The 12,067-nt window shown below is 63.0% G+C and carries 10 protein-coding genes; 5 read left to right on the forward strand and 5 right to left on the reverse strand.

Going from position 1 to position 12,067, the window contains the following annotated elements:
* Positions 1–274: 274 nt before the first annotated feature.
* Positions 275–1,468, reverse strand: coding sequence for a site-specific integrase (locus ACNPAA_RS19735; protein WP_319905251.1), 1,194 nt, complete (start codon positions 1,466–1,468; stop codon positions 275–277).
* A gap of 188 nt (positions 1,469–1,656) precedes the next feature.
* Here ACNPAA_RS19735 and sbcB point away from each other — a divergent pair, with 188 nt between their 5' ends.
* A complete protein-coding gene (gene sbcB, locus ACNPAA_RS19740; protein ID WP_319905249.1) occupies positions 1,657–3,072 on the forward strand; it encodes an exodeoxyribonuclease I in 1,416 nt (471 codons plus the stop codon).
* A gap of 148 nt (positions 3,073–3,220) precedes the next feature.
* Positions 3,221–3,727, forward strand: coding sequence for a hypothetical protein (locus ACNPAA_RS19745; protein WP_010674463.1), 507 nt, complete (start codon positions 3,221–3,223; stop codon positions 3,725–3,727).
* Positions 3,728–3,785: 58 nt separating this feature from the next.
* Here the strand turns inward: ACNPAA_RS19745 and ACNPAA_RS19750 are convergent, their stop codons facing one another.
* Positions 3,786–5,501: a glycoside hydrolase family 36 protein gene (locus ACNPAA_RS19750; RefSeq protein WP_319905247.1), complete on the reverse strand. Its 1,716-nt coding sequence runs from the start codon at positions 5,499–5,501 to the stop codon at positions 3,786–3,788.
* 129 nt (positions 5,502–5,630) lie between these two features.
* Here ACNPAA_RS19750 and ACNPAA_RS19755 point away from each other — a divergent pair, with 129 nt between their 5' ends.
* From ACNPAA_RS19755 to cdd, 3 genes are all read left to right on the forward strand, one after another.
* The gene (locus ACNPAA_RS19755; RefSeq protein ID WP_010674461.1) at positions 5,631–5,990 is read left to right on the forward strand and encodes a CidA/LrgA family protein; all 360 of its coding nucleotides are present in this window, start codon (positions 5,631–5,633) and stop codon (positions 5,988–5,990) included.
* Positions 5,987–6,673, forward strand: coding sequence for an LrgB family protein (locus ACNPAA_RS19760; RefSeq protein ID WP_010674460.1), 687 nt, complete (start codon positions 5,987–5,989; stop codon positions 6,671–6,673). Before ACNPAA_RS19755 ends, ACNPAA_RS19760 begins: the two co-directional genes overlap by 4 nt.
* A gap of 226 nt (positions 6,674–6,899) precedes the next feature.
* Complete coding sequence (gene cdd, locus ACNPAA_RS19765) at positions 6,900–7,781, forward strand: cytidine deaminase (protein WP_010674459.1); 882 nt, start codon at positions 6,900–6,902, stop codon at positions 7,779–7,781.
* 775 nt (positions 7,782–8,556) lie between these two features.
* On the opposite strand, the gene ACNPAA_RS19770 is transcribed toward cdd, so the two are convergent.
* The 3 genes from ACNPAA_RS19770 to ACNPAA_RS19780 all read right to left on the reverse strand — a co-directional run bounded on the left by ACNPAA_RS19770 (position 8,557) and on the right by ACNPAA_RS19780 (position 11,822).
* Positions 8,557–10,221, reverse strand: a complete 1,665-nt coding sequence (locus ACNPAA_RS19770) for an AMP-binding protein (protein ID WP_043155860.1) — start codon at positions 10,219–10,221, stop codon at positions 8,557–8,559.
* A gap of 99 nt (positions 10,222–10,320) precedes the next feature.
* Entirely contained in the window at positions 10,321–10,599 is a 279-nt protein-coding gene (locus ACNPAA_RS19775) for a YfcL family protein (RefSeq protein WP_010674457.1), read from the reverse strand.
* A 107-nt stretch (positions 10,600–10,706) separates the two neighbouring features.
* Positions 10,707–11,822: an ATP-NAD kinase family protein gene (locus ACNPAA_RS19780; RefSeq protein ID WP_161469565.1), complete on the reverse strand. Its 1,116-nt coding sequence runs from the start codon at positions 11,820–11,822 to the stop codon at positions 10,707–10,709.
* Positions 11,823–12,067 lie beyond the last annotated feature (245 nt).

Here is a 12,067-nt window from a genome sequence, read left to right on the forward strand (position 1 = left end):
TAGGATAGGCATCAACTCAGTCCTTTGGGTGTGGCTTGTTTTGTTTAGCGACTAATCAGATCGCACAAACTGGACTGAGTTCCCTTCCTCCGGTGATCTACTATTCGGAACAGCTATTTAGATCGACTCTGTACAGGTGGATTAAAGAACACAAGTTTCCACCGCCACACAATAAAGGTTTTTATTCTGCCGCAGAGGTCAGCAGTTGGATATCAAGGGAAAACCGCTCATCTTAGATGATGAATTATACCGCTATTTTATGACTCCATTACATTTACATTTCCTGAATGGATTTCACTGCCTCCATTAATTTTTTATCCCATAACTCATATGCCTCACGTTGCTCATTGGTCCAATCATGAAGATTGTAAATAGCCATGACACCCGCCATTCGGTGGCCAAGCATTTTCTCGGTTACCTGTGGCATGATGCGCTCCTCCGATAAACGCGTACTCAGCGTCCGACGCATATCGTGCATACGCCAATATGGCAGATCCAGTTTATCTCTCACCCGCTCTGCAAGCTGGATAAGAGACGCACTGCTCAACGACCTTTTCGGATTCACTGGCGAGCGACATACTGGCCCTCCCCTTAGCCGAGATTTCGCTGCCGCTTCTTGCAGCAACATCATCACCCGGGTAGGAATAGGCCGACGTATTGGTGATCCACTTTTGGCACGAGCAGCGGGAACCGTCCAAATTTGCTCCTCCAGATTAAACTCACTCCACTGCGCCCCCAATGCCTCGCCACTGCGACAGCCCAGCAGGATCACCAGTTTGGCCGCCAATTTTAATCCGCGGCTGGCCTTACTCTGTTCGAATGCAATCCAAATCTGAGCGAGTTCACGCATGGTCAGCACACGAGTACCTCTCTCAGGTTGAGAACCCACATCCTCCGTGCGTAATTGCAACACCGGGGAGCCGACAATGAGATTTCTCCGAATACAAAAACTAAGAATGGACTTTAATCTGCGTAATAAATGACCGGCATTTTTGGGCTTTTTCTTGCCAATTTTATCAAACCACTCCAGCCAGCTGGAAAACGGGATCTGTTCAACCGGAATACCAATAAACAGAGGTTCGAAATAGCGCTGCATGGTATGCTCATAGAGCATGACCGTACGGGGCCGCAGCTTGGGCAGATGATGCTCACGAAAATGCTCGCAGCACTGTTTAAGTGTGACATCATGCTTCTGGTGGAGCTTATCCCAGAAAACTCTGGGATGTTCATTACGTTCAAGTGCACCACGGATAGCAGGGATCAAAGCCCTGGCATCAGCGAGTTTAAGGTCGGGATAGCGTCCAATTTTGAGTCTCGCCGCTTTTCCTTGCCAGCGATAGCGATACTGCCATGAGATGGTGCCTCGCTCAGTGACCCGAGCTGACAATCCATCACGATCTGATAATTCCGTCTTGCCAAAGTAGGGCTTACCATAGAGTGCCCGTAGCTTCGCATCAGTAAGTGGCATATGACTCTCCTGTGATTGGCCATCTGATTTTTCAATGACACATTAACGCGCCCAGACGTGTACACAGATACGTACCAAACTGGTCTGAAACGGACTGAATCAAGATCGGACAAAATGAGACAATCTGAGATGACACTCCGTATAACGACTTGTTTTTAAAGCATATAAACACAATTCAGAACCACGAAATGAGCCAGCAGACAAAGCCTACCTTCTATTTCCACGACTACGAGACCTTCGGCATCAGTCCGGCCAAAGACAGGCCGTCGCAGTTTGCGGGCATTCGCACCGATGCGGATTTCAACATCATCGGCGAGCCGCTGGTGATTTACTGCAAGCCGCCGGCAGATTACCTGCCGGAGCCGGAAGCCTGCCTCATCACCGGCATCACGCCGCAAAAGGCGATGAAGGACGGCCTGTGCGAGGCGGACTTCATCCGCCAGATCCACGCAGAGTTCGCCACCCCGGGCACCTGCGTGCTCGGCTACAACAGTATCCGCTTCGATGACGAGGTGACCCGCTACACCCTCTATCGCAACTTCTATGACCCCTATGCCTACGCCTGGCAGAACGGCAACTCCCGCTGGGACATCCTCGACATGCTGCGGGCCTGCTACGCCCTGCGCCCGCAGGGGATAGAGTGGGCCCTGGACGACGAGGGCAAGCCGAGCTTCAGGCTGGAGAAGCTGACGGTGGCCAACGGCGTGGCCCACGCCAACGCCCACGATGCGCTCTCGGATGTGCTGGCCACCATCGAGATGGCCAGGCTGGTGAAAAATGCCCAGCCCAAGCTCTTCGAGTACCTCTTTGATCTTCGCAACAAGAACAAGGTGAAGGCCCTCATCGACGTGGTGACCATGAAACCCCTGGTGCACGTCTCCGGCATGTTCTCCCCCTGGCAGGGGTGTGCAAGCTGGGTGTCGCCGCTCGCCTGGCACCCCACCAACCAGAACGCGGTGATCATGGTGGATCTGACCCGTGACCCGACTCCGCTCATCGAGCTCTCCTGCGAGGAGATCCGCGAGCGCCTCTACACCAAAAAAGAGGAGCTGGGGGATCTGGCCGGCATTCCGGTCAAACTGGTGCACATCAACAAGTGCCCGGTACTGGCCCCGGCCGCCACCCTGACGCCGGAGCGGGCGGACGAGCTGGGCATCAATCGGGCTCAGTGCCGCAAGAGCCTGGATCTGCTGCGGGCCCACCCCGAGGTGCGGGAAAAACTGGTGGAGGTGTTCAACCAGGAGTTTGCCGGCAGCACCGACAGCGACCCCGACACCCAGCTCTACGCCGGCTTCTTCGGCCACGGCGACAAGTCCACCATAGACCTGGTGCGCGCCACTCCGGCGGATCTGCTGGGGGAGCGGGAGTTTGCCTTCACGGATCCCCGTCTGCCCGAGATGCTGTTCCGTTACCGCGCCCGCAACTGGCCCCACACCTTGAGCGAAGCGGAGCAGAAGCGCTGGCGCCTGCATTGCAGTGACTACTTCAGCCGCCGCCTGCCGGATTATGTGCCGCGCCTGGAAGCCCTGGCGGAACAGAACCAGGGGAACGAACGGAACTTTGCGATCCTAAAGAGTCTCTATCACTACCTTGAAAATCTGTGAGATGTGAGCCGTTTCACAGTTAAAAACCGATGCGTTTCCCCGGCTCGCGACATAATGGGCAGGGAGCCCAAGCTCCTGATAGTGTGAATATTTAGATGCGCTGACGGCATGGATGCCGTGCTTTCGACTGTTGGGGAACTCTCGTTTTATGCGTTCAGCTCTGCCTGCTTTGACACTCGTCGCCTGTGCCCTGCTGCCCCAGGCCGCCCTCGCTGGCGCCCGGTTCGAGGTGCCAGACTACCTCTTGCGCCTGCCGGAGCAGACCTACCGGCTCATCGAGCACAACTTCAGCACCCTCTACCAGCAGACCGACTTCACCCCGCAAATCACCAACAGCTATTTCAACCACTCGGATCTCTACCGCTTCGCCGGCATTCCCCTGGCCATCACGCCGCAAAACGGCTTCCAGATGGAGGTGTTCGGCCAGCTCTACAACAAGTCGTCCCAGATCTATGCCCAGATGAGCCAGGATCTCTCCCTCTATCGCACCCTGCGGGTGGACATGATGGGGGATCAGAGCGACGAGATCGCCATCGGCATGGGGCTCGGCATCCCCCTGACAACTCGCCTCACCGTCAAGGCACTCGCCTCCAGCAACGAGATCCCGGGCTATGGCTCCGCCAATTACGCCATCGGGATGGAGTGGCACTTCTAGAGACCATTTCGCCACGTAAAAAAGGCTCCCGAGGGAGCCTTTTTGCAGTGCAACGCCATCAGGGGTAGCGGATCACCGCCCCCTGCCCCCCTTGCAGCACCAGGGTGCTCCCCAGGGGCGTCTCGTCCCAGAAGTCCGTGCCCCCCGGCGCCAACGGGAACTCGCAGGGGTGCTCCCCCCAGTTGAACAGGCAGAGCAGCTCGCCGCCCCCGGGCAGCGCCACCCGCCCGCGCTCGAATGCCATCCCCTCGAAGCGGGCCGCCGGGGTGCGCGCGGCGCACAGGGCGAGCAGCTTGCCAAGGCGCGCCCCTTGCGCCGCGTCCAGATCCTGCAATCTGTCCCCCGCCAGCACCATGCCACCGCTCGCCACCAGGGCGGCCAGGTGGAAGTCGTACTCGGCGTAGCTCCCGTGCTGGCCCGGAATATCCCGCAGGCAGACGCAGTCGGGGTCCAGCACCCAGAGCCGCTCGTGCTGCCAGGCGCGGCAGAAGGCTTCTCTCGCTATCTGGCGAAAACGGGGGCCCTGGCGCTCCACGTCATCGCTCACCCGCATGCCATGCACCAGGCCGAGGCTCGGCCACAGCGGCGCATTGCAGCCGAGCAGGAAGGCCCCCTCCCCGGCGCCGCGCAGGATGGCGGCCATGCCGCGCCGATAGGCCTCCACCCGGGTGGCGGCGGGGTCGTGGAAGCGACCACCGTGGATGGCCCCCCAGAAGTTGGCATCGAGCTTGAAGTAGTGAATGCCCCACTGGGTACGCAGGGTGCGAAATACCTGCTCCAGGTGCGTCTGCACCTCGGGGTGGGTGCCATCCAGCACGTACCAGGGGGTGCAGCGCCAGCCCCCGTAGGTGACCCGCTCCGAGGGGAGCGGCAGGCCATCCTCCCCTTTCACGAACCAGTCAGGGTGCTGCTGGAACACTCGGGAGCCGGGCTCGGCGATAAAGGGGGCGACCCAGAGCGCCGGCTCGCAACCGGCGGCGCGGATCTCCCCTGCCAGGGCCGCCACCCCCTCCTCGAACTTGGCGGAAGGGGTGAGCCAGTCCCCCATCCTGGCCTGATAGCCATCGTCTATCTGCACGTAGCGCAGGGCCGGAAAACGCTCGGCCCGCACCGCCAGGTTCTCGCGAATGTCCGCCGCGCTCACGTTCGCGTAGTAGTGATACCAGGAGCACCAGCCGCTCGGGCGCGTGGGCACCTCCCCCACCAGGGAGCCGTGCTCGGCGGCGATATGCTGCGCCAGCGTCGCGAGCAGGGCCTCCCTGTCCGGCCCCTCCAGGCAGATCAGAGCCTCGCTCTGCCAGTGCGCACCCGGCGCCAGAGTGCGCCCTTCGGTGTTCATCACGATCTCGAGGCGCCCGTCGGGATGGAGGCGAAACTCCCCGCCAAAACGCTGGCAGCTCGCAAAGGCCAGCAGCAGCCAGCCCCTCTCCTGCGCCACCAGCAGCAGGTTGTGCACCGTGTGGTAGCCATCGTCGGCGGTGATGCGATAGACAGACGCATCGGGGCAGCGGCCCAGGTGCTCGGGGGCATTCCAGCGTCCCCCGGTCTGGGCCAGCATCTGGAACCCCTCCCCGTAGATGGCCGCGTCGGGCGCAAGTCCGAGATCCCCCTCAAACAGCCGCCAGTGGTGGACGGCCTCGGACTGCTTCCCGGTGTTGTCGAGCCTCACCCGGCAAAGCGGCCCCTCCCACTGGCGGGTTTGCAGCAGGGTGTCAGGGAGGGCGGGATCGGCGGGCAGTTGGCGCAACCGGGCCAGGAGAGAGGGGGGCGACATGGGAACTCCTTCTTGTGAATGGGGATGAAGCCGGGCCATTGTATCCCCTGCGGGCCAGTTGACCCTGTTCCCTCCCCCCCGTGCCTGTTAAACTGCGACCTCGCTCACACTTGCCAAGATGAGGCCCCCGTGCTGCTGCAACGCACCCTGCGCTACCTTCGTGATTTTCTGGTCATCATCGCCTGTCTGCTGGCAGGCAAGGCCGTGGCGGCCATCCTGCCCTTCGCCTTCCCCGGCAGCATCATCGGCATGCTGCTGCTGTTCGTGCTGCTCTCCTTGCAGATCGTCCGCTTCTCCTGGGTCGAGCTGGGGGGCGGCCTGCTGCTGCGCCACATGGGGGTGCTGTTCGTGCCGGTGGCGGTGGGCCTGGTGGCCTGGCTCGAGCCCCTGCGCCAATCCTTCGGTCTCATCATGCTCTGCGTCGTGCTCGGCATCGTGCTCATCCTGGGCGCGGTCGGCCACCTCTATCAAAGGATGAACAAGCCATGATCCTCTGGTTCGCCCTGCCCCTCACCCTGGCCCTCTATTTCATGACCCGGGCCCTCTACCGCCGCCTGCCCTGGCCCGTCATCAATCCGGTGCTGATCCCCACCGCCGTCATCATCGGCCTGCTGCTCTGGCTCGATCTGCCTCTGGATCAGTACCAGCAGGGGGCCTCGCCCCTGACCGCCCTGCTGGAACCCGCCGTGGTGGCCCTGGCCCTGCCGCTTTACCAGCAGGCACGCCAGATCCGCGACAAGCTCACACCCATCCTGGCCTGTACCCTCACCGCAGTGCTCATCTCGGTCTGCACCACCCTGGGGGTCGGCCACCTGATGGGGGCGGATCCGGCGCTGCTCGCCTCCATCGCCACCAAGTCCATCACCACGCCGCTCGCCATGAGCGTCAGCCAGTCCCTCGGCGGCATTCCCGCCATCGCCGCCGCCGTGGTGGTGGTGGTGGGGATCCTGGGGGCCCTGGTGGGCTATCCCCTGCTCAAGCTGATGCGGGTCACCGACCCCGAGGCCCAGGGGCTCGCCATGGGAGCCTGCGCCCACGCCATCGGCACCGCCGCCTCCGCCGAGCAGGGGGTGACCCAGGGCGCTTTCTCGTCGCTGGCCATGGTGGTGTGCGGTGTGCTGACCGCAGCCATCGCCCCCCTGCTGTTCGCCCTCTACCACTGGCTGACCTGATCCCCGTTGCCATGGCCGCCCCTGCGGCCATGGCCTCTGTGCCCTTTCACCGTTGCCATCCGATACCCTCGCCTCCCTGATGCCGGGAGCTGGCGCACAGATTGCGAAAGACAAACGTTTCCTTTACCATCCCCGCCCCTTTGCCCATCAAGGCGTGAGCGCGCTCACACAATTCGCCGCGCTTGCTCCCTACAATGGCCCCCCAATTGGCCTTTGAGGACACAGTATGCATCCCCGCTTTGCCAAGCCATTCGAGACCCTTTCCGCCCCGCTCCAGGCTGCCCTGCTGCCCATGCTGGGGGACGATTTCCAGGCCCGTTTCACCCCGGACCAGGTCGCGACCCTGAAGGCCGCCACCGGGCTGGATGACAGGGCCCTGCGTCTGGCCTTGCTGCCGCTGGCGGCCGCCTGCTCGGTGGCCCCCATCTCCAGGTTCTTCGTCGGTGCCATCGCCTGCGGCCTGAGCGGCACCTGGTACTTTGGCGCCAACATGGAGTTCGCGGGCCAGGGGCTGTTCCACTCGGTCCATGCAGAGCAGTCCGCCATCTCCAACGCCTGGCTGGGTGGCGAGACCGGGATCTCCGAGATCACCGTGAACTACACCCCCTGCGGCCACTGCCGCCAGTTCATGAACGAGCTGAGCACCGCCAAGACCCTGAAGGTCTCCCTGCCGGACGATCTCAGCGAGCTGCAATCCTTCCTGCCCCACTCCTTCGGCCCCGCCGATCTCGAGATCACCGATGCCCTGATGAGCCCCCAGGCTCACGACGAGCTGGTGCTCGAGAGCGACGACCCCCTGTGGCAGGCTGCGCTCGCCGCCGCCCGCCAGAGCTATGCCCCCTACAGCCAGGGCTATGCCGCGGTGGCGCTGCAGTTCGAGGATGGGCGCATCTTCTGCGGCCGCTATGCCGAGAACGCCGCCTTCAACCCGAGCCTGCCGCCGATGCAGATGGCCTGCGCCCACGCGGTGCTGGGTGGCGAGGATCTCGCCACCGTGCGCCGCGCCGTGCTGCTGGAGAGCAAGGATGGCCAGATCAGCCAGCGGGACTCCGCCCAGTCCACCCTGAAGGCGCTGGGTTCAGTCGAGCTTGAGTACAAAGCCGTCTGACCCCGGCATCCACCAACGGGAAGGGGAGCTGCGGCTCCCCTTCTTGCTCTCAGCCCCTCTCTCTGCGCCTCTGGCGCCGTGCATCAGATGCCCCCCTGCCCCATGTGAGGGCGGTCTCCCTCCGATGACCTTATTGGCAGACCTCCTCTGCGGTGGCGGGAAGCCCAGGTTAAGGGGCCAATGCCTCCCCCCCGCCCCTTGCAGCCCCCGTGTGTGACCCCAAGATGCATTCGCCCAGCCACTGGGATCCCACCTCTCCATGGATTTTGCAAATACCTTTCCCTGCCGATTCCCCCGACGCGGGGCGGCATGGCGGCGGCGGGAAAGGTCGGGGAAGGGATAAATACCTCGTCCCCGCCCCTTGCGGCCCCCGTGTGTGACCCCAAGATGCATTTGCCAAGCCACTGGGATCCCACCTCTCCATGGATTTTGCAAATACCTTCCCTGCCGATTCCCCCGACGCGGGGCGGCATGGCGGCGGCGGGAAAGATCGGGGAAGGGGTCAATGCCCCGCCCTCTCCCCTTGCAGCCCCCGTGTGTGACCCCAAGATGCATTCGCCCAGCCACTGGGATCCCGCCTCTCCATGGATTTTGCAAATACCTTTCCCTGCCGATTCCCCCGACGCGGGGCGGTATGGCGGCGGGAAACCTCGGGGAAGGGGTCAATGCCCCAGCCCCGCCCCCTGTCGGCTGCTTCCCCCCTGAAATACAGCGGGGGAGCCACTGGCTCCCCCGACTGTCATTGATGTGGCCGATATGGCGGCACCGACCCCTGTCAGGACTCCCACAGGATGCGCTGGCTGCCGGACCAGCGCTCACCGATGTCCGCGTATTTTTGTTCCAGCAGGTGGCGGCGGATCTTCATGGTGGGGGTCAGCACCCCGTTCTCGATGTTCCAGGGGCTCTTGACCACCAGGATGCCCCGCAGGCGAGCATGGGATTCCAGCTTGTCGTTGACCCGGTTGAGGGCAGCCTCCAGCTGGGCTTCCACCCCGGCTTTGTCCCCCTTCATGGCGCTCTCGGCGAGCTGCACCAGGGCAACCGGCTGCGGCATGCCGTAGCCGATGACACAGAGCTGCTCGATGATGGGCTCCTGCCCGAGCATCCCCTCGATGGGCACCGGGGCCACGTACTTGCCCTTGGCAGTCTTGAAGACGTCCTTCATGCGACCAGTGATGGTGAGGTAACCCTCCCGGTCCAGCTTCCCCATGTCACCGGTGTGCAGCCAGCCCTCGGCGTCGATGGCCTCTGCACTGTGCTCGGGATCCTTGTAGTAGCCCACCATCATGCCGTCGCAGCGACAGAGGATCTCCCCCTCGTCGGAGATCTTGATGGTCACCCCGGGCCCGGCCTTGCCGACGGTGCCTATCTTGTCCGCCCGGAACGGGTAGTTGAGGGTGGAGTAGGCGTGGTTCTCGGTCATGCCCCAGGCCTCGGTGATATGGATACCGATGCTGTGATACCACTCCAGCAGCGCCGGGGCCACCGGCGCCGAGCCGCAGCCCAGCACCCGCGCCTGATCCAGCCCCAGCCCCTTTTGCAGCTTGCTCTTGATGAGGCTGGAGACGAGGGGGATCTTGAGCAGCAGCGCCAGCTTTTTCTGGGGCAGCTTCTCGTGGATCTTGATGCGGAACATGGCCCAGAGCCGCGGCACCGAGATGAAGACGGTGGGACGGCAGCGCTTGACGTCCTCGATGAAGGTGTCGAGGGACTCGGGGAAGGCGATGGTGGCACCGCTGAACAGGCTGCCGCCGTAGATGTAGACCCGCTCGGTGATGTGGGCAAGGGGCAGGTAGGAGAAGCCGCGATCCTCGGCGGTGAGGGAGACCGCCTCCACCAGCTTCTCGCAGGACCAGGCGTAGCGCTCCACGCTCAGCATGGCCCCCTTGGGCTTGCCGGTGCTGCCGGAGGTGTAGACCAGGCTCAGCAGGGCATCCGGCGCCTGCACCGGGCTGTCCGGGATGGGGTCGTATTGCGCCAGCAGATCGTCCCACTGGTGGGCGGCCGGCATGGTGTCGTAAGGCAGGGCGATACGCAGCAGATCCCCGGGCACCCCCGCCTCCTGGCTCTTCCAGTCGTCCAGCTTGCCGACGAAGATCGCCCTGGTTTCGCTGTGGCGCAGCACGTATTCGATGGTGTCGACGTTGGCGGTGGGGTAGATGGGCACGCTCACGTATCCCCCCATCTGCATCGCCAGATCGGCAATGAACCACTGGGCGCAGTTCTTGGAGAGCAGGGCTACCTTGTCACCGGGCACCAGGCCCAGGGCGCGCAGTGCCGTCACCATGCGCCGCGCCTCGTCGGCGACCTCACCCCAGGTGAAGTCGACGTATTCGCGGTGGATGGTCTGACGCAGATAGATTCGGTCGGGACACTGCCGCTCCCAGTGATAGAGCATCTCGAGCGGCAGTCTGGTGGCAATGCGTGAGGTGGAGGCCATGGTTTAATCCCTGAAACAAAAGGCGAGCCTCATTATTAACCTTTTGATAACACTCAGGGAAGCAGATTACTTAAACTTGTGTTTGAACTGCGAATGGGATCAAGCTTCCGCCTGGGCCTGCAGACGCTTCCACATCTCCTGCACCAGCACCTCGTCCTGCTCGGAGAGCTCACCCTGCAAGATGGCCTCGTTCAGGCTGCGCAGCACATAGCTCTTGACGTCCCGCACCAGGGTCTTGCCCTCCAGCTCGGCGCGCGCCACCGCAAGGGAGATGTGCCCCCGCAGATAGCCGCCCGCAAACAGCTCGTCTTCGCTGGCCGTGGCGACCATGGCGTCGATCAGTCCCAACAACTTGTGTTCAAAATCGTGAATCGTCATTTAACGCAGCCTCATTTCCGGGGTTGCCGGCAAAAAATTCGGGGAGTGGAACCGCGATCCGGTTGATCGCGGCTCTCTGGCGCCAGGCCAGCCGCATCCTTGATGTCCTATTCCGGGTTGGCCACCGGGTAGATGACCTGATCCTTGTATCCCGTGGTTATGCGCAGATAACCACTCAACGACCGGTTCAGTGCCGGATCGTCGGTGTCCACCAGCAGCGGACGGCCTTCTAGCGCCGCCAGCTTGGCTTTGGTGGCGAGCACCTGGATATGCTCGCGCCCGACGGCCCGGATCACGTCTGGACTCAATTGCTGATTTCCGCGCCCGAACAGATGTCCCTGACCGCCGATCAGGGTGATGATCAGACGGCAGCGACGGCCGCGGATCCGGGTCAGGATCTCGGCGGCGCTGAGATCCTGCCCGATAAGCCGGCCATTTTCCACCAGATCCACACCGAGCAAGGTATTTTCCAGACCCAGCTCCCCCATGCAGGCGGCCACCGTGCTCCCCGACCCCATCAGGTAGAGGGTATCGGGCTCCATCTGCTCCACCACACCGGCGGCAAGATCGGCGAGCACCAGCTCCTCGGACTCCCGCCCCCCCTGCTTGACCGCCTGCACGTAGCGCAGATCCCCGGGCACCAGCAACTGGCCGTAGTGGCGGGCGCGCACCTTGCCGGCGCGAAACGCCTCCTCGTCGATGTCCATCACCTCCGCATCCACCAGGCTCAGAAGCTCCCCTGCGATCATTCTGGCCGCCACCCGGCCACTCGCCGCCGGCGTCACCCCGTAGACCCCGGAGTGGATCTTGCACCCCGCCGGGATGCCGAGCACATGGCAGGACTCCCCCACCGCAGTGCAGATGTCACGGGCGGTGCCATCGCCACCGGCGAAGAGCAGCAGATCCACCCCGGCATCGCGCAGGGCCAGGGCGGCAGCCCGGGTGTCCTCGGCGCTCGTCTGCGCCCCGGCAGGCCGATGGACGATGCGATGGGGCAACCCCAGCTCGGCGGCGAGGTCGGCCCCCATCTCTTCGGCCACCGTCAGCAGCTCGAATGGGGTGGTCAGCTCGCACAGGGGCAACAGGGCCTGGCGAGCCCGCTCCCGGGCCTTGGGGACGGCCCCGCGCGCCAGCGCCTCGGCGACCATGCCGTCACTGCCCTTGAGACCGACGGCCCCGCCGATGCCGGCGACGGGGTTGATGATGAGCCCTAATCGAAACATGTTTCCCTCCTGTTGGATCGCCGCCATTTTTATCTTTTCCCGCCACTGGGACAAGCCATGACCCCCTGCTAAAATGCGCGGCTTCTACCTCAATCACTGTTCAACCAAGGTTCAATCATGCTGGATTGACATCCTCCCCCACCTTAGCGCTTCGCGTCACAGGAGGGGGATTCCCATTACTGGGTGATAGCTGCTCGCGCAGTACCGGGTTCCTGCTTCATCGGGCGGCCTGATTGCACCACGCC

This window comes from Aeromonas sp. PS2Canimalfood6 (assembly GCF_048276795.1).
GTDB lineage: Bacteria > Pseudomonadota > Gammaproteobacteria > Enterobacterales > Aeromonadaceae > Aeromonas > Aeromonas caviae.